Below are 18,127 nucleotides of genomic sequence, written 5' to 3'. Positions count from 1 at the left end.
AAATCATGAAACATCTTGCTCTGGGCCTGGCGCTTGCGGCGGGGCTGGCAAGCCCGGCTGCGGCCGAGCCCGTCACCGTCAATCTCGCGCGGTTCTTCGGCGCCTGCGAGGATGCGGGAACCGACACGCATACCAGCGTCGGCGAAGCCTGCATCATCCAGTCGATCATCAATGCGGCCAGCCAGGAAATTCCCGATGTGACGGTGAAGACTCTGCCGACCGATTGGGGAAATTACTACGACCACGTGAAGGCGATGTTCGCGGCGGGCGATCCGCCCGATATCTTCGTCATTCACCGCTCCTCGATCCCCGAATTCGCCTCGCTGGGCGCTCTGGCCGATATCGGGCCGGACCTCGAAGCCGCGGGCATCGACACGTCCGACTGGACCGAGGGGGCGAAAAAGGCCGTGACATATGACGGCAAGATCGTCGCCGTGCCGATGGATTTCCACGCCAACCTCTGGCACGTGAACATGGACATCATGAAGCAGGCGGGCCTCGTGAAGGACGGCAAGCCGATCCTTCCCCACAGCCCCGAGGAACTGCTCGCCCAAGCCAAGAAGGTGAAGGAAGCGACCGGCAAGGACTATCTCGCCGCCGATTTCTCGCAATTCCCGATCGGTGTGCGGCTGGTCCTGTCTCTGATCTGGCAGCAGGGCTCGAACATTTTCGACGGCGATACTGCGACGATCGATACGCCCGAGGCCCTCAACGCGGTCAAGGCGATCACCCAGCTCTTCGATGGCGGCTATGCCAACCCCAAGCTGAACTATGCCGACAGCCAGCAGGAATTCCTCAATGGCAATGCGGCGGTGCTGGTCAACGGCACTTGGGTGGTCAACGAATATACCAAGCAGGCTGAGAACCCCGATACCGGGCTGAAGGACTACTACGTCTCCGATTTCCCGCAGCTCTTCGACCAGCCCGCCACCTGGGCTGACAACCACACCTGGGCGATCCCCTCGACGCTGAAGGATCGGAACCCCGAGAAATACAAGGCCGCGCTGAAGGTCGCAGCCTTCATCTACAATCACGACGCGGATTGGGCGCGCACGGGCCACATGGCGGTGCGTAAGTCGGTGCTCGAGAGTAAGGCCTATCGCGATCTGCCGCACCGTGCCGAATACGTGGGCACCGAGAAGATCGCGCGCGATACGCCGGCGTCGCCGGAATACAGCAAGATTCAGGACGCGCTGAACCGCAACCTGCAATCGATCTGGCTGACCGGAAAGGACCCGAAGAAGGCCCTCGCCGAAGCGCAGAACGAGGTGCAGGACATCCTCGACCAGTAACCGGCTGCGTTCGCAGTCACCCCCGGAGGCGTCCGACCGGCACGCCTCCGGACCTCCCAGCCCCATGAGGATATGATGAAAGACGACAGGCTTGAGCAGGCAGACCGGTGGAGCGTTGAACGCGCCTGGGCATGGCGCCGCGAGATCGGATGGCTTTGTGGCTTCAACTACCTGCCGAGCGTCGCGGTCAACTTCGTCGAGTTCTGGCGCGGCGCGGATTTCGCCCCCGAGGTCATCGAACGCGAGCTGGGCTGGGCGCGCGAGATCGGGTTCAACGTCGTGCGCGTCAATCTGCCCTTCGTCGTCTGGCAGGCCGAGGGGACCGGGCTGCTCGACCGGGTGGACCGCTTTCTGGCCATCGCGGCTTCGCACGGTCTTGGCGTCATCCTCTGCCCGTTCGACGATTGCGAATTCTCTGGCGAGCCGGCCACGCCCGGGCCACAGCCCGACCCCGTGCCCGCCGTCCATAACAGTCGCGCCGTGGGCAGCCCCGGCAGAGCGATCGTCGAGGATCCGTCCCGTCGGCCCGAGCTGGAAACCTATCTGCGCGCGATCGTCATGCGGTTCCGCGCAGATTCCCGCGTCATCTTGTGGGATCTCTATAACGAGCCGGGAAACCGGATGATTTTTCGCTCCGGTCGCTATGAGAGCTATCCAGATAGGCTTGAGCAAGCGAGCCTGTCGCTGATGCGTGATTGCTTCGCCTGGGCGCGGGAGTGCGCCCCGAGCCAGCCGCTTACCGTGGCCGCGTGGTCGGTGCCTGGAGAGGGCACATCCTACGCGACGGAGATTGACCGAACCGCGCTCGCGCTCTCCGATGTCTTGACCTTCCACGCCTATGTGCCGCGCGCGAGAATGGAGGCGACGATCGCGGCGCTCAGCGCGCTGAAGCGGCCCTTGATCTGCACTGAATGGATGGCACGCAGTCTCGACAGCACGATCGCCGAGCAGATCCCGCTGTTTCGCGAAACCGGCGTCGGAGCGCTGCAATGGGGCTTCGTGCGCGGCCGCAGTCAAACCTGGCTGCCTTGGCCCGACGGTGTGTCAGGCACGACCAAGATCGGCGAGGACGGCGCTTGGTTCCACGACCTCGTGGACCAGACTGGACAGCCCTACTCGCCTGCGGAAATTCTGGAAATCAACTCCGCCACCCGATCAGGGTAATGTCAGAGGTGCCCGGGTGGCGGCAGGGGGTGATAGCAGGCGACCCTCTGATCGGCGCCCATTTCGGTCAGGGGCGGGGGAGCGCCGAGGCATTGCTCGCTCGCATAAGGGCAGCGTTTTGCGAAGGCGCAGCCCTTCGGCGGATTGAGCGGGTTCGGCAGTTCCGCTTGGCCCTGCTCCGGGTCCGATAGCGCGCGACCGACTACGGGCGCACTTTCCGCCAGCAGCTTCGTGTAGGGGTGGCGCGGATGGGCGAAAATCTCCTCGGCCCGGCCTTCCTCGACCACCGAGCCAAAATAGAGAACCGCGATCCGGTCGCTGACCGCCTCGACCACTGCCAGATCGTGGCTGATGAACAGGTAGGTTAGTCCGAATTCGCGTTTCAGATCGGCCAGCAGGTTCAGCACCTGCGCCTGCACCGAGACATCGAGCGCGGAGACGGGTTCATCGAGGATCAGGATGCGGGCCTGCGCCGCAAGCGCGCGTGCGATGCCGATGCGCTGCGCCTGACCGCCGGAGAACTCATGCGGATACCGGTCGAGGAAATCGGCGCGCAGGTTCACGCTGTCGAAAATCTCGAGAATACGTTTCTCGCGCGCGGCGCGGTCCATTCCGTGCAATAGCTTCAGCGGCGCATCCATGATCTGCCGGATCGTCTTGCGCGGATTGAGACTGCTGATCGGGTCCTGAAATACATATTGAATGCGCTTGCCGAATTCGGCCGGGTCCGCGTTGTCGAGGGCCGAGCCCTCGATTTCGATCGTGCCGGTGGTGGGCGGCAGGAGGCCCACCAACATCCGCGCCAGCGTGGACTTGCCGCAGCCGGACTCGCCCACGATGCCGAGCGTCTCACCTGTCTGCACGCTCAGCGTCATCGGGTGGACCGCTTTCACGGCTCCTTTCGTGCCGCCGAACAGCTTCTTGCCGAGGGGGAAGGTCTTCGACAGGTCCGTGATCTGCAGGGCGATGCTCATGCGGTCTCCTCCGCGAAACGGGGCTCGGGATAGAGGCAGCGCACGGTGCGCGATCCGGTCCCCTCGAGCGGTATCTCGCCTTCTTTGCAGGCTGGTTGCGCCTTCAGGCAGCGATCCGCAAAGGCACAGCCTGCCGGCAGATTGTCGACCGAAGGCGGCAGGCCCGGGATCGCCTCGAGCTTGCGTTTGCCCTCGCCCAGTTCAGGCACGCAGGCGATCAGGCGCGACGTGTAGGGGTGGGCGGGCGCGCGCAGGATCTCCATCGTCGGGCCTTCCTCGACGATCCGGCCCGCATACATCACCGCCACGCGGTCGCACAGCTGGGCCACCACGCCGAAATCATGGGTAATGAAGATGATCGCGAGCCCGCGTTCCCGCCGCAGATCGTCGAGCAGCGAAAGGATCTGCGCCTGCACCGTCACGTCGAGCGCGGTGGTGGGCTCGTCCGCGATGATCACGTCCGGGTCGTTGGCCAGCGCCATCGCGATGCCGACGCGCTGACGCATGCCGCCCGACATCTCATGCGGATAGCTGTCCACGCGGCTCTCCGCATTGGGGATGCGCACGGATTTCAGGAGTTCGATCGCCTTTTCGCGCCCTTCGGATTTCGAGATCGGGTGATGGCACGAGATCGCTTCCACCAGTTGATCGCCAACCTTGTACAGCGGGTGGAGCGTCGCCAGCGGGTCCTGGAAGATATAGGCGACGCGGCGACCGCGTAGACTTCGCAGATCGCCATAGCGCGCGCCGATCATGTCGCGGCCTTCAAGGCGTGCAGCGCCCCCGGTGATGACGCCGGGCGGTGACGCCACGAGCCCCATGATCGACAATGCCGTCACCGATTTCCCCGAGCCGCTCTCGCCGATCACCCCGAGGCATTCCCCAGGTTTGACCGACAGCGAGACGCCCGAAACAGCCTTGTAGATGCGGTCCTTCACGTGGAACTGGGTGTGCAGCTCCTCAAGGCTCAGGATGCCGTCGGTCGGCTGTTCGGGCGCAGGACGGTCCTTGCGTTCAACGCGGGTCGCGGCCATGGGGCGGCTCAGCGCGCCCGATTTCAGCCGCGGGTCGAGCGCGTCGCGCACGCCGTCGCCCAGCAGGTTGATGCTCATCACAATGATCAGGATCATGAGGCCGGGAATGACCGAGGTATGCGGGTTGGTAATCAGCGCCGAGCGCGCCTCGCCCAGCATGCTCCCGAGATCGGCCTGCGGCGGCTGTGAGCCGAGGCCGAGGAAGCTCAGGCCGGCGGTCTCAAGGATCATCCAGCCGATCGTTGTGGACATCGCGATCACGATGACGGGCACCACGTTGGGCAGAATCTCCGAGGTGATGATGCGTGCATTGGACATGCCCGCGAGCTTCGCCGCATCGACGAATTCCTTATGTGCGAGGCCCACGGTGATGCCGCGGATGTTGCGCGCAAAGAAGGGGATATTGACCACCGCCACCGCGATCAACGCATTCACGAGGCCGGGGCCGAGAGCGGCCACGATCGCCAGCGCCAGCAGGATATACGGGAACGCCATCAGCATATCGACGGCGCGCATGATGATGTTGTCGGTCCGCCCGCCATAGAAGCCCGCGATGATGCCGACCGCAGCGCCCGCGACGGCCGCGAAAAGCGCGGCGGCAAAGCCCACGGCCAGCGACAACCGCGTGCCCCAGAGAAGCCGAGAGAGCAGATCGCGCCCCAATGCATCCGTGCCCAGAAACGCGCCCTCGGAAAACGGCGGCAGGAAGCGGTTCGCGGTGTTCGTCGCATCCGGATCGGCGAGCGGCAGCAGCGGCGTGATCAGCGCCATCAGAACCACCAGTCCCATCACGATCAGCCCCCCCAGCGCCAGACGGTTGCGCGCGAGAAGTTTGAAGAACGCGCTCATGTCTTGATCCTCGGGTCTAGAAGGCTCTGGGCGACATCGACGATGATGTTGAAGATGACATAGCAGCTGGCGACGAAGACGACGCCGCCTTGGACGAGCAGGATATCACGCTGCAAGATCGCATCGACCAGCATCCGCCCGATGCCGGGCCACTGGAAGACGATTTCGATATAGACCGCGCCCGACAGCACGAAGCCCGCCTGAATGCCCAGCACCGGAATGATCGAGACCATCGCCGCACGAAGGGCATGGCCCCAGATCACGCGGCCCTCTTTCACACCCTTGGCCCGCGCGGTGCGAATGAAATCCTGCCGCAGCACCTCCAGCATGGCCGAGCGCGACAGCCGCGCCACCACGCCGGTCGCCACTACCGCAAGTGCCAGCGCGGGCATCGTGAGATGATGGATCAGGTCGGGCAGGTCGCCGCCGCCATAGATCGCATACATCCCCGAGACCGGCAGCCATTGCAGGTCCACCGCAAAGATCAGGATCATCATCATTCCGAGGAAGAAGGACGGAATCGAGATGCCCAGAAGCACCACGAAGGTGAGTGCCTTGTCGGCGAATCCATACTGACGCGCGGCCGAAATTACGCCTGCGAGAATGCCGAAAACCGTGCATAGAACGAAGGAGGTACCTGCAAGGATCAGCGTGTTGTTGAACCGCTCCAGCACCTCGTCGATAACGGGACGGTTGAGCGAGAAGCTCTGCCCGAAATCGCCGTGAAGCATGTTCCCCAGCCAGATGAAATAGCGCGCCACCAAGGGCTGATCGAGGCCCAGATCGCGGTTCAGCCGCGCCACGTTCTCGGGGGTGGCATAGCTTCCAAGGATCGCGGTGGCCGGGTCGCCCGGGATCATCGCCATGATCAGGAAAACGATCACCGTGATCCCGAGGATCACCGGCACCGCCAGCAAGAGCCGTTTGAGGATATAGCTGCCCATTGGTCTCCCTTTGGGTGACGCGCAAAGGATGGAAAAAGGGGTGCGCGGGCCTGTCGTGGCCCGCGCACCCCGGAAAGATCAGGCCTTCGTCACGTCCTTGAGGAGCAGGAAGAACGAGGGCTGCAGCGTGAAGTCCGACACCTTGTCATTGGTCACCGCGTTCTGCTTCCAGTTCGCCACGAAGACCCAAGGCGCGTCGTCATGCACGATCTGCTGCATCTTCTTGTAGAGCTCGGCGCGCTTGGACTGATCGGTCGCGGTGCGCGCCTCTTCGAGCAGCTTGTCGACCTCAGGGTTCGAGTAATAGCCCGAGTTGAACCCGCCCTTGTCGGGCCAGGCATCGGTGCGCAGCGCAAGATAGGGCAGGGTGTCGGGGTCGTTCGTCATCCATGCCATCTCGGCCATGTCGACATGTTGCCCGTTCGAGTCGAGCCCTGGGTTCACCTTTCCGAGGAAGGTGTTCCACTCGAAAGTCTCGATCTTTGCGTTCAGCCCCACCGCCTTCAGGTCGGCCTGGATCGCGGTGCCCATCGCCACCGGGTCGAGCATCCCCGAGCCGCCATCGGTGACGTAGAAGGTCACTTCCGTGCCCTCGGCCACGCCAGCCTCTTTCAGAAGCGCTTTGGCTTTCTCCGGATCGTAGGGATAGGGGTCGAGGCTGTCGTCATGCGCCCAGGCGAAGGCGGCGGGCGTCGGGCCGTTGGCGACCGTCGCCGTGCCTTCGAGCACGTCGTTGACGATCGCTTCCTTGTTGATCGCGTAGTTCGCGGCCTGACGGGCCTTCTTGTCCTTGAACGGCCCCTTGGCGCAATCGAGGATCAGGAACCACAGATGCGGCCCCGCCTGCTCGACAAGGTGATACTTGTCGTTCTGGAACTCCTTGAGCGCCACGGGCGGCACCTCGACCATCAGGTCGATCCCGCCGGCCAGCATCTCGGCCACGCGGGTATTGGCATCCGTGATCGGGCGGAAGATGACCGCCTTGAGCGAGGTAGGCGTGTCCCAGTAATCGGGGTTGCCCTCGACCACGACGGCCTCGTTCGGGCGCCATTCCTTGAAGGTGAAGGGGCCGGTGCCGACCGGGTTGCGACCGAAATCCTTGTCGAATTTCTTCACCGCCGTCGGCGAGACGATCAGCCCCGTCGGATAGGCGAGGTTCGACAGGAAGGGCGCATAGGGCTCTTTCAGCGTGAACACCACGGTTTGGGGGTCTTTCGCGTCGATCGTGTCCACGCTCGAGAAGAAGAAGGCGAGCGGGAAGGGGCCGGTGTGGTAATAGGGGTGGTTCTCGTCGAGCATCCGCTCGAAGTTGAACTTCACCGCCTCGGCGTCGAAATCCGAGCCGTCATGGAATTTCACGCCCTGACGCAGATGGAACGTGTAGGTCTTGCCATCGTCGGAGATGTCCCAGCTCTCGGCGAGGGCCGGTTCGACTTCGAGCGTGCCGGATTTGTAGCGCACCAGCCCGTCATAGAGATTCATCAGGATGCGGAAGTCGTTCACAGCGGTGACGGCCGCCGGATCGAGCGCCTTGGGTTCCGCGATCTGGCCGACGACCAGAACGCCTGGCGGGGTCGCCGCCATCGAGGGCAGACCGGTTCCCATCAGGACGCCCGTCGCCACGCCCGAGATCAGAAGACCGCGCCGCGTAAGGGTGAGTTTCGTCATGTTACCTCTCCTGTTCAGCATGGCTGATTTTTATTGGTGATGATTGCATGAGGGCAAATTATCATGATAAATGCAAGAGCGCAGATCAACGGAGTTCCGCCGTGACGGTATCAATTCTGGCATATGACGAAAAAACAGGCACCTTTGGCGGGGCGGCCATGACGGGCAGCCTGTGCGTCGGAGGCTGGGTGCTGCGCGGCGGGGCCGAATCGGGATTGTCGGCAAGCCAGGGCACCGCGCCTTCGACGCTCTGGGGCGAGGATGTGCTGGAGAAGATGAAGACCGGGATGTCCGCCGGCGACGCTGTGGCCCAGGTGACGGACCCGGATACCGGACGCGCCCACCGCCAACTGGCCGCGATCGATCTGCACGGAGAGACGGGCCATTTTACCGGGGAAATGTCGGTTCCGGTCTGTGGCGCGCTGGAAGGGCCGGGCGTGGTGGTCTCGGGCAATATGCTCGCCGATTGGTCGGTAATCGCCGCGGTGCGCGATACCTACCTGTCAACGAAGGGCGCGATGCCCGACCGGCTGATGGCGGCCCTCGTCGCGGGCGCGCGGGCAGGGGGCGACAGTCGCGGCTTGCTCTCGGCAGCGTTGCTGGTTGCCTCGCGTGCAGCCACGCCGCTGACGCTGCGCATCGACCGCTCCGCCAAACCGCTCGAAGATCTGGCCGACCTGCTCGCCGCCGCCCGGGCCGAGCCCTATCACGGCTGGACGCGTGTCGTGCCGACCCTCGACGACCCTTATCGCGCGCCCGATCTGGTCGAGCCCGAACCCCTCCCGCTGCCCGAGACCGGGACTGAGTAGGTCGGAACTTGGCGCGGGGTGACCGGCCCGGGGCCGCGCCCAACCCTCCCCCCCCGGAAGGGCGCATTGGCGGCGTTGGCGCAGGCATCACCGATTCTCGGATTTGCGAAAAAAGTCACTAAGCGACACGCGTTACAAAGCGCCCACCCGAGGCTCGGGCGCGGTGCTCGGCGCGAAGACCCGCGTCACTCGGCGATGAACCGTTTCATCACCTCCGCCTCCTGCGCCTCCATGAAGCGCTGGGCGGTGGCCATGTGATCGGCCATGATCTTGCGGGCGTCCTCGGCGCGGCCCTCGCGCAGGGCGTCGATCAGGGCGATCTGGTGGTTGCGCCCGCTCTCCCAAAGCTCGCGATTGGGCGGGGCGTATAGCTTTTTGTAGACCGTCAGGTCCGACAGGATCTGCGCCATGAAGCGGATCAGGAAGGACAGGAGCGGATTGCCTGAATGCCGCGCCAGCGCTGCGTGGAACTGCAGAGATTGCACATGCTGCTCGCGTTCTTCCTCGGGCGTGGATGCAGGGACGGAGTAGCGCGCGACCAGCGCTTCCAGCTCGGCCAGCTCGTCGGCGGACAGCCTGCCGGCAAGACTCGCCGCCACCTCGGGCTCCAGCGCACGGCGGATCTGGTAGATATCCGCGACGGTGAGATCCTTGAAATAGAAGTAGTTGCCGAGAAGCGCTCTGGCGCGTTCTTCGCTGACTTCCCCCACGAAGGAACCGCCGCCCGGCCCGGTGCGCGTGGTCACCAGTCCCTGGGCCTCCAGCAGTCGCATCGCTTCGCGGATCGTGCCCTTGGCCATGCCGAACCGTTCGATCATCTCCGTCTCGCCAGGCAGGCGATCGCCCTTCTTCAGGCGCTGCGCGACAACCCAGTCCTTGATCTGATCGGCGACGCGGGCGGGGCGAGAGCGTCTCGGTTCGGTGGCGGGCTTGCGGGGCATCGGATCTCTGTTGGGGAAACACACTGGCGTTTCTCCTAGACCAATTCACATCAAAAGAGTAGACAACTATTTATCATGATAAATAGAGGTGGTGCCATGCAGGATTGGGGTGCAGTAGCGCAAGAGCGGCTGGAGACGATCGCGAAAGTCTCCGAGCCCGGTCCCGGCGTGACCCGGCTGCCTTTCGGTCCAGAGCACGAGGCGGCGCTGGAGATCATCACGGATTGGATGCAGAAAGCGCGCTGCAAGGTCACGCTCGATGCGGCGGGCACGCTGATCGGGCGGAGGGAAGGGCCTGAGGGGGCACCCACGCTGCTGATCGGCTCGCATCAGGACAGCGTGCGTGCCGGTGGTGCGTTCGACGGGATCATGGGGGTGGCGCTGGGATGCCTGGCGCTCGAGGCGATTGGCGATCGCGCTCTGCCGTTTTCCGTGGAAGTGCTGGCCTTCGCTGATGAGGAAGGCGTGCGTTTCCCGACCGCGCTGATCGGACCGCGCGCCTTGGCTGGCACGCTCGACCCGTCCGTTTTCGCGATGGTGGACAAGACGGGCGTAAGTCTCGGCGCGGCGCTCGAGGCTTTTGGCGGAGACCCGGAGGGCACAGCGGCGCTGGCGCGCGATCCGGTCAGTGTCGCGGGCTATGTGGAGTTGCATATCGAACAGGGCCCGGTGCTTGAGGGCGAAGACAAGCCGCTCGGCGTCGTCACCGCGATTTCCGGGATCGAGCGGCATCGTGTCACGATCACCGGCGAGGCGGGACATGCGGGCACCGTGCCGATGGAGATGCGCCACGACGCGCTGCTGGCAGCCTCGGATCTGGTGCGCGGCGTGCACGATATGGCGCGCGATCACGGTATCCGGGCGACGGTCGGGCAGCTCGATGTCTCGCCCAACGTGGTCAACGCGATTCCCGCGCGGGTCGATCTGACCATTGAGATCCGCGCCGCCGAAGACCCGGCCCGTGCCGCAATGGGCGCGGCGCTTGGCCCGCTCTGCGCGCAGATCGCGGAGGCGACGGCGACGCAGATCGAGATCGAGAAGACCTATGCGCAGCCCGCCCAAGCCTGCGATGCAGCGCTGCGAGAGGGGCTCGCCGCAGCTGTGCGCAACGTGACCGGAGAGGCCGCGCCGGAGCTACCCTCGGGGGCCACGCATGACGCTTCCGCCATGGCCGATCTCTGCCCGATCGCGATGCTGTTTTTGCGCTGCAAGGGCGGGATCAGCCATAACCCGGCCGAATATGCGAGCGCCGGCGATATGGGGCAGGCAGTCTCCGCGCTTGCCGCTTTCCTGTCCGATTTTCGTCTCAAGGCCTGAGGCGGGGTCCCGAACCACGCTAACTCCGTCGGATGGAGAGCCTTCGCGACAAGAGGCGCAGCCAATCTCCCTGCAAACACCAATATCGAACCGATCCGTCCGTCAACAGACCAGCGCAATCCGGCCCGCCCCCGGCCTTGCCCCTTTTCCCCGCTCGAGGAGGCGGGTATTGCTGGCGGCCCGACTTTCAGGAGACAGCCTTGGCCCACACCGATTCCGCCCCCGTCCAAGCCCGCATCGCGCAGACCATTGCCACGGATATCGCGGCGCAGCCCGCGCAGGTGACCGCGGCGATCGGGCTTCTCGATGGCGGGGCGACCGTGCCCTTCGTGGCTCGCTACCGCAAGGAGGTCACGGGCGGGCTCGACGATACGCAGCTGCGAACGCTCTCGGAGCGGCTGGGTTACCTGCGCGAGATGGAGGCGCGGCGCGAGACGATCCTCAACTCGATCCGCGAGCAGGGCAAGCTGACCGACGATCTGGCGCGCTCGATCGCGCGGGCCGAAAGCAAGGCGGCGCTCGAGGATATCTACCTGCCCTTCAAGCCCAAGCGCCGCACCAAGGCGATGATCGCGCGCGAGAACGGGTTGGAGCCGCTGTTGCGCGCCATTCAGGAAGACCGGAACGCCGCGCCTGAAGTGCTGGCGGAAGAATACGTGACCGAGGCGGTGCCGACGGTGAAGGACGCCCTGACCGGCGCGCGCGACATCCTGACCGAGGAACTGTCGGAAAACGCCGAGCTGCTTGGCAATTTGCGCGATTTCATGCGCGCCGAGGCCTTCATCGCCGCGCGCGTCGTGCCGGGCAAGGAAGAGGCGGGCGCGAAGTTTTCGGATTACTTCGACCATCGCGAGAAATGGGCCGACATTCCCGGCCACCGGGCACTCGCCATCCTGCGCGCCGCGAAGGAAGAGATCGTGACGATGGAGATCGCGCCCGATCCGGAGACCGGTGAAGACCGCGCGATCGGCAAGATCGCAGCGACCCTCGACACGCAGGCCGGACGCCCGGGCGATCTGTGGCTGCGCGACGTGGCGCGGTGGGCCTGGCGGGTGAAATTCTCGGTCTCGCTCTATGTGGATCTACTGGGTGAGCTGCGTCAGCGCGCCCATGACGAGGCGATCAAGGTCTTCGCGCGTAACCTGCATGACCTGCTGCTGGCTGCCCCGGCCGGTCCGCGCGCGACGCTCGGCCTCGATCCGGGCATCCGCACCGGGGTGAAGGCGGCGGTGGTCGATGCGACCGGCAAGCTTCTGGAGACCGCGACGCTCTACCCGTTCCAACCGAAGATGGACCTGCGCGGCGCCGAGGCGAAGATCATCGACATGGTCAAGCGCCACGGGATCGAGCTCATCGCGATCGGCAACGGCACCGCCAGCCGCGAGACTGAACGGATGGTCGCGGATACCCTGAAGCTGCTGCCGCCGGGTGTGCGCGCGCCGACGAAAGTGGTAGTCTCGGAAGCCGGGGCGTCGGTCTATTCGGCTTCGGAACTGGCTGCGCGCGAATTCCCCGATCTGGATGTCAGCTTGCGCGGCGCGGTCTCGATCGCGCGGCGCTTGCAGGACCCGCTCGCGGAACTCGTGAAGATCGAACCGCAGAGCATCGGCGTCGGGCAATATCAGCACGACGTGGATCAGCGCCGCCTGTCGCAGGCGCTGGAGGCGGTCGTCGAAGATGCGGTGAACGCGGTGGGCGTGGACCTGAACATGGCCTCCGCACCGCTTTTGGCGCAGGTGGCGGGGCTTGGTCCCGCGCTGGCTCAGGCCATCGTCGCGCATCGCGACGCGCATGGCGCCTTCCCCTCGCGCCGCGCGCTGATGGAGGTGGCAGGGCTCGGCCCCAAGGCCTTCGAGCAATGCGCGGGCTTCCTGCGTATCCGCGATGGCGAAGAGCCGCTCGATGCCTCGTCCGTCCACCCCGAAGCCTACGCGGTCGCGCGCAAGATCGTGCAAAGCTGCGGCCGCGACATCCGCGAGATCATGGGCCAGCCGACGGCGTTGAAAGGCCTGCGTGCAGAGCAGTTCGTGACCGACGAGTTCGGCCTGCCCACCATTCGCGATATCTTCGCGGAACTGGAAAAACCCGGTCGCGATCCGCGCCCCACCTTCAAGACCGCGCAATTCACCGACGGGGTCGAGGACATCAAGGATCTCAAGCCGGGGATGAGCCTCGAGGGCACCGTGACCAACGTCGCAGCCTTTGGCGCTTTCGTGGATATCGGCGTGCATCAGGACGGTCTGGTGCATGTCAGCCAGCTCGCCGATCGCTTCGTGAAGGATCCGCATGAGGTGGTGAAGGCGGGCGACGTGGTGCGCGTGCGCGTGACCGAGGTCGACATCCCGCGCAAACGGATCGGCCTGTCGATGCGCAAGCAATCCGAGGGCGGCGCTCCTGCGCGGGGCAACGGCCCGGCGCGGCAAGACAAGGGGCAGGATCAGGGTAAACCCGGCCCGCAAGGCCCCCGTGGCAAAGGGGCCGGCAAGGGGCAAGGCAAGGCGCCAGCAAAAGACAGCGGCAATGGTGCCTTCGGCGCGGCGCTGCGCGATGCGATGAACCGGCGCTGAATCCGGGCAGGCGGGGCAGGGCGTGAGGCGCGGCTGTCTCGCGGGTCTATGCTATGCTCGCGGAAGGCTCCGCGGGACGAAATGACCACGGAGCCTCCGCCTGCAGCACGCCTTTCGCAAAGTGGCGTCATCGCGAGGCTTCGCTCGCCGTCTCCACCAGGCTATGCGAACCTTTGCCATGGCTCCGCGCCCGATGCGCCACGGGGCCGGACCCAGGCCAAGGAACCTTCGGCCCCTTCCGTCGTTGCCTCCACGAGCTCAGCAGCAACGCCGGAACACGCGCCGACATGGCACACGACCACAGTCACAGCCACGACCATGGACATGGCGGACCGGGGCATTCTCATGCGCCGGCGACATTCGGCAAGGCGTTTGCCATCGGCATTGCACTGAATACGCTCTACGTCTGTCTTGAGGCCGCCTTCGGTCTGATCTCGGGCTCGCTCGCGCTGCTGGCCGATGCCGGGCATAACCTGTCGGACGTGTTCGGCCTCGCCATCGCCTGGTTCGCGACCTGGCTGGAGCGCAAGCCGCCCTCGGGACGCAAGACCTATGGCTACAAACGCGCGCCGATCCTCGCCTCCCTAGCGAATGCGGTCATCCTTCTGGTCGCGGTCGGCGCCATCGTCTGGGAGGCCGTTCGCCGCCTGCTCGACCCGCAGCCCGTGGGCAGCGACACCATCCTCTGGGTCGCCGTGGTGGGGCTGATCGTCAACACCGGCACCGCCCTTCTGTTCATGCGCGGCCGCAACAGCGACCTCAACATCAAGGGCGCCTTCCTGCACATGGCCGCCGACGCCGCCGTCACCGCAGGTGTGATCGTCGCGGCGCTGCTGATCATGTGGTTCGGCTGGCAATGGCTGGACCCGGTTTTCAGCTTGGTGATCGCCGCGGTGATCCTGGTGGGCACATGGGGCCTGCTGCGCGACAGCGTGAAGCTGGCGATGGATACCGTGCCTCCGGGGATCGATCTGGAGGACGTGCGGGCCCGGCTGGAGAACCTGCCCGGCGTCGCCAGCCTGCACGATCTGCACGTCTGGGCGCTGAGCACGACGGACACGGCCCTCACCTGCCACCTGGTGATGCCGGAGGGTCGGCCCGATGACGCTTTCCTGCTGAACGCGGCCGATGAGCTGCACGAACATCACGGGATCGGACACGCTACCTTGCAAGTCGAGACCGACCCCGCCAAGGCCTGTCGCCTTGCGCCCGAGGACGTGGTGTAGGCGGAGGTGGGGGGAGGTCGGATCAAGCGATCCTTGGCCCGAACTGGTGCTGCGATTGCGGCTCAGAGCATCAGCCAGACGGCGCCGCCAGCGATCAGGAGCAATGCGTAACCGACGGCCACGATCACCCCGTCACGCGCCAGAATCCCAAGCGAGAACGCCGCGATCGGAAGCCCGACCAAGGGAACCGTTACCGGGATGGCCCCGAGGATAAGCAAGGATCCCCCGGTCACGATGAGGATCACCGCGATCGCGGAGATCGAGACGTTGCCGCGGGCGAGGGGCTCCCATCTGCGATGCATATGCCTGCGCAGCCAGTCAGCGGCCGGACGCAGTCTTTCGGCCGCCTTGCGAACGCGGTCCGCCGGGATCTCGCGTTTGGCCAAGAAGCCCGGCAACCAGATGCCGTTTCGACCGAGGAGCGTGTAGAACCCGATAAGCGCGACCAGAGTCCCGAGCGCACCGCCAATGCCGGGGATCATGCCGACCGGGAGGATCATGAAGATCGCGGCGATCATCAGCAGCGGCGCATGGCCCTGCGAGCCGACTTCCCTGGTCAGTTCGCCGAGCGTAATGGTTTCTTGCCCCTCGGTGAGCCGCTGCAGCCGCTCGATCATTGTCGGGACAGCTTCGGGCCCCGCTTGAGCGTCATTCGAGGTCGCCGCGGACCCGTCCGCGTGGCTTGCCGATGGTTCGATCTTCTTGCTCATTCAGAAACAACAGGTCCGGAGGCCGCGTGTTCCCGAAGACAGGCCTCGTGCCGGTCGGTTTCGTCGCGATCGCGTTCATATCGCTTCATGCAAAGGCCCCGGCGCGACAGTTGCGCCGGGGCCAAATCATCCAAAACGGGTCGGTCGCTCAGACCTTGTCTTGGGTCTTCGTCTCGAAGTCGCGCGCGGAATGGCGTTCGTGGAGTTGTTCCGCCGGATCGCCGTTCGTGCGGTTGACCATCCGGCCCCGCTTCACCGCAGGACGCTCGAAAATCGTGTCGGCCCAACGCAGCACGTTCTTGTATTCATGCACCGACAGGAACTCCGCCGCGTCATAGAGCCATCCCTTCACCAGTCCGCCATACCACGGGAAGACCGCGATATCGGCGATGGTGTACTCGTCGCCCGCCAGATAGGGCGTTTCGGCGAGGCGGCGGTCGAGAACGTCGAGCTGGCGTTTGACCTCCATCGCGAAGCGGTTGATCGGGTATTCCATCTTGGTCGGCGCATAGGCGTAGAAATGCCCGAAACCTCCGCCCAGATAGGGCCCGCTGCCCATCTGCCAGAACAGCCAGGACAGGCATTCGGCGCGCTTGGCCGGCTCGGTCGGCAGGAACGCCCCGAATTTCTCGGCCAGATAGGTCAGGATCGCACCGGATTCGAAGACCCGGATCGGCTCGGGACCGGAGCGGTCCATCAGGGCCGGGATCTTGGAGTTCGGGTTGATCTCGACGAAGCCGGAGCCGAACTGGTCACCCTTGCTGATATCGATCAGCCAGGCGTCGTATTCCGCGTCCTCGTGACCAAGTTCGAGAAGCTCCTCGAACATGATCGTCACCTTCTGACCGTTGGGGGTCGCGAGGGAATAGAGCTGGAAGGGATGCGCGCCCACGGGCAGCGACTTGTCATGGGTCGGACCCGCAATGGGGCGGTTGATGCTGGCGAAACGTCCGCCGCTTTCCTGAGACCAAGTCCATACCCGGGGAGGCACGTAATCGTCGCTATCACTCACCTTGAAATCTCCGTCTTGTTGGTGCGTCAGGCTCGGCAATGCACAGCCGGACGCCGCAATTCCATCGGCACGACGATCTTCCGACCGGCGCCCCGTTTCTGTCTCTCCGCCTTCGCATCGCCTCGAAGAGTCCTCGTAGACATAGCGGGACTTTGGCGCTGTCCAAGGAAAGAGCCGGGAAGATCCGTGTGATCCGGGCGCTATGACCTTCCTCGGGGCGGTGGCCCCGGTCTGCGGATGTCGCCCACTGGGGGGTGACGAACCTTTTGAGATGGAGGCGCGGACGCCTCAACGAAGGCTGGTATCTTCGGAACGATCGGCGAGGTCGTTCCCTGCTAGGCGGCGATTTCTTCCCAGTCGTCTTTCGACAGAACCTTGCAGAGATCCTCAATGGCCGCTTGTGTCATCTTTTCCGGTGCGAAGCTGCCGTCGATTTCGTAGCGGCTCAGGATCTCCCGTTTTATCCCGGACGTCTGGATCAGGTGCATGCTCCATTCCGCGAAGAGGCGATGTTCCGCGTCCCCTGCACATAAGATACGGATATCGTCGTGCCGAGGATCGCCCAGCAGGCGGAGCAGACATTTTGCGACCGCGTCCCGCTCACCCTCGAGAAGTTGCATGAAACTGCGATCACTGACGATCAGGGCGCCCGTGATGCCATCACGCAAATTATTGATGCGGGATTTCTCGAGGATATCGTCGACGGTTTCAGGCTGCAGATCGCGGTGCCTGGATGAATAGACAAGTCTGGTCAACTGCAAGATGCAAACCCTCCGGCATTTTCATTTTTTTAGACCGAATGCTCACGCGCGCCGAGGCTGTCAAGCGCCATGGCTGCGCACGTCCCCGCTGAGAGCACTGAATGTCGCGGGCTGCCGATCGTGGCGATCGGTGAACGTTGAGGGGAGCTTTTTTGTCACCTGACAGGCAGATACTTCAGCGCGCTACCTCTTCAGGTGCGTCCCATCCGACAAGAGCGCCTCGTCCATCGGCACGTCCCAGGGCATCGGATAGATCGTGGGCAGTTGGCAGCCCGCAAACCCGACGCCGATGGTCCGCGGCGGCGTCTCGATCAGTGCCAGCGTCCGGTCGTAATAGCCACCGCCGTTGCCGAGGCGGTGAAGGGTCTCGTCGACACCCACGAGCGGCGCGATCACCACGTCCGGGCGTCTGGGTTCGCCAGAAGCCGGCACGAGGATGTTCCAGATGCCGCGCGCCATCCGGCAGTCCGGGCTCCAAGTGTGGAATTCCAGCGGCGCATCTTTCGCGGTGACGACGGGCAACAGGATCTGCGCCCCTGCCTCGTGGACCCTGCACATCCACGGTCGCAGGTCCGGCTCGCCCCGGATCGGCCAGTAGACGGCGACGGTCCGGGCCGCTCGGGGGGCGACGATCCGGTCGAGACCTTCGATCAGGCAGGCGGTCGCGCGCTCTCGATGGTCCGCGCGCAGGGTGCGTAACTTGAGCAGCCGCGCGCGCTCGGCCCGTCTGAACCGCGCCACGTCGCGGGCGGTCTCGGGATCGACGGGGTGTCCGTCGACCAGCAGATGGGCGAAGCAGGCGGGGCTGCCTCCGGCGCTGTCCTCTTCCATCGTCAAGCCATCCCTGCGTGCTGCGCCC

General features: G+C 64.8%; 15 protein-coding genes. 6 read left to right on the top strand and 9 right to left on the bottom strand.

The features are described 5' to 3' along the window. The first annotated feature begins 5 nt into the window (after window positions 1-5). Complete coding sequence (locus tag B6V75_RS17940; protein WP_088720602.1) at window positions 6-1,292, top strand: extracellular solute-binding protein; 1,287 nt, start codon at window positions 6-8, stop codon at window positions 1,290-1,292. 75 nt (window positions 1,293-1,367) lie between these two features. Next, window positions 1,368-2,456: a cellulase family glycosylhydrolase gene (locus B6V75_RS17935; RefSeq protein ID WP_088720601.1), complete on the top strand. Its 1,089-nt coding sequence runs from the start codon at window positions 1,368-1,370 to the stop codon at window positions 2,454-2,456. A 2-nt stretch (window positions 2,457-2,458) separates the two neighbouring features. Here the strand turns inward: B6V75_RS17935 and B6V75_RS17930 are convergent, their stop codons facing one another. The 4 genes from B6V75_RS17930 to B6V75_RS17915 form a co-directional block, all read right to left on the bottom strand. Next, on the bottom strand, window positions 2,459-3,430 hold the full coding sequence (locus tag B6V75_RS17930) for an oligopeptide/dipeptide ABC transporter ATP-binding protein (protein ID WP_088720600.1): 972 nt from the start codon (window positions 3,428-3,430) through the stop codon (window positions 2,459-2,461). Further along, the gene (locus B6V75_RS17925) at window positions 3,427-5,313 is read right to left on the bottom strand and encodes a dipeptide/oligopeptide/nickel ABC transporter permease/ATP-binding protein (protein ID WP_088720599.1); all 1,887 of its coding nucleotides are present in this window, start codon (window positions 5,311-5,313) and stop codon (window positions 3,427-3,429) included. Before B6V75_RS17925 ends, B6V75_RS17930 begins: the two co-directional genes overlap by 4 nt. Then, entirely contained in the window at window positions 5,310-6,257 is a 948-nt protein-coding gene (locus tag B6V75_RS17920) for an ABC transporter permease (protein WP_088720598.1), read from the bottom strand. The genes B6V75_RS17925 and B6V75_RS17920 overlap by 4 nt, the downstream gene beginning before the upstream one ends. Window positions 6,258-6,335: 78 nt before the next feature. Beyond that, window positions 6,336-7,925 (bottom strand): ABC transporter substrate-binding protein, encoded by a 1,590-nt coding sequence (locus tag B6V75_RS17915; RefSeq protein ID WP_088720597.1) that lies wholly within the window; start codon window positions 7,923-7,925, stop codon window positions 6,336-6,338. Between the two features lie 47 nt (window positions 7,926-7,972). Between B6V75_RS17915 and B6V75_RS17910 the strand changes: the two genes are divergently transcribed. Then, a complete protein-coding gene (locus tag B6V75_RS17910; protein WP_276206187.1) occupies window positions 7,973-8,734 on the top strand; it encodes a DUF1028 domain-containing protein in 762 nt (253 codons plus the stop codon). Between the two features lie 185 nt (window positions 8,735-8,919). On the opposite strand, the gene B6V75_RS17905 is transcribed toward B6V75_RS17910, so the two are convergent. Then, window positions 8,920-9,675, bottom strand: coding sequence for an FCD domain-containing protein (locus B6V75_RS17905; protein WP_088720595.1), 756 nt, complete (start codon window positions 9,673-9,675; stop codon window positions 8,920-8,922). Between the two features lie 96 nt (window positions 9,676-9,771). Here B6V75_RS17905 and B6V75_RS17900 point away from each other — a divergent pair, with 96 nt between their 5' ends. From B6V75_RS17900 to B6V75_RS17890, 3 genes are all read left to right on the top strand, one after another. Beyond that, on the top strand, window positions 9,772-10,992 hold the full coding sequence (locus B6V75_RS17900) for a M20 family metallo-hydrolase (protein ID WP_088720594.1): 1,221 nt from the start codon (window positions 9,772-9,774) through the stop codon (window positions 10,990-10,992). A 200-nt stretch (window positions 10,993-11,192) separates the two neighbouring features. After that, the gene (locus B6V75_RS17895) at window positions 11,193-13,559 is read left to right on the top strand and encodes a Tex family protein (RefSeq protein WP_088720593.1); all 2,367 of its coding nucleotides are present in this window, start codon (window positions 11,193-11,195) and stop codon (window positions 13,557-13,559) included. 287 nt (window positions 13,560-13,846) lie between these two features. Beyond that, a complete protein-coding gene (locus B6V75_RS17890; protein WP_075777264.1) occupies window positions 13,847-14,785 on the top strand; it encodes a cation diffusion facilitator family transporter in 939 nt (312 codons plus the stop codon). A gap of 62 nt (window positions 14,786-14,847) precedes the next feature. Here the strand turns inward: B6V75_RS17890 and B6V75_RS17885 are convergent, their stop codons facing one another. From B6V75_RS17885 to B6V75_RS17870, 4 genes are all read right to left on the bottom strand, one after another. After that, window positions 14,848-15,402 (bottom strand): exopolysaccharide biosynthesis protein, encoded by a 555-nt coding sequence (locus B6V75_RS17885; RefSeq protein WP_240497000.1) that lies wholly within the window; start codon window positions 15,400-15,402, stop codon window positions 14,848-14,850. Between the two features lie 241 nt (window positions 15,403-15,643). After that, on the bottom strand, window positions 15,644-16,507 hold the full coding sequence (yghU, locus tag B6V75_RS17880) for a glutathione-dependent disulfide-bond oxidoreductase (RefSeq protein WP_088720591.1): 864 nt from the start codon (window positions 16,505-16,507) through the stop codon (window positions 15,644-15,646). A 335-nt stretch (window positions 16,508-16,842) separates the two neighbouring features. Continuing rightward, window positions 16,843-17,268: a BLUF domain-containing protein gene (locus B6V75_RS17875; RefSeq protein WP_157771545.1), complete on the bottom strand. Its 426-nt coding sequence runs from the start codon at window positions 17,266-17,268 to the stop codon at window positions 16,843-16,845. A 183-nt stretch (window positions 17,269-17,451) separates the two neighbouring features. After that, a complete protein-coding gene (locus tag B6V75_RS17870) occupies window positions 17,452-18,099 on the bottom strand; it encodes a 5-formyltetrahydrofolate cyclo-ligase (protein WP_088720590.1) in 648 nt (215 codons plus the stop codon). Window positions 18,100-18,127 lie beyond the last annotated feature (28 nt).

Origin of the sequence: Thioclava sp. F1Mire-8, from assembly GCF_002213165.1 — a bacterium.
GTDB classification, from domain to species: domain Bacteria; phylum Pseudomonadota; class Alphaproteobacteria; order Rhodobacterales; family Rhodobacteraceae; genus Thioclava; species Thioclava nitratireducens.
This window is presented reverse-complemented; position numbering and strand designations above follow the sequence as displayed.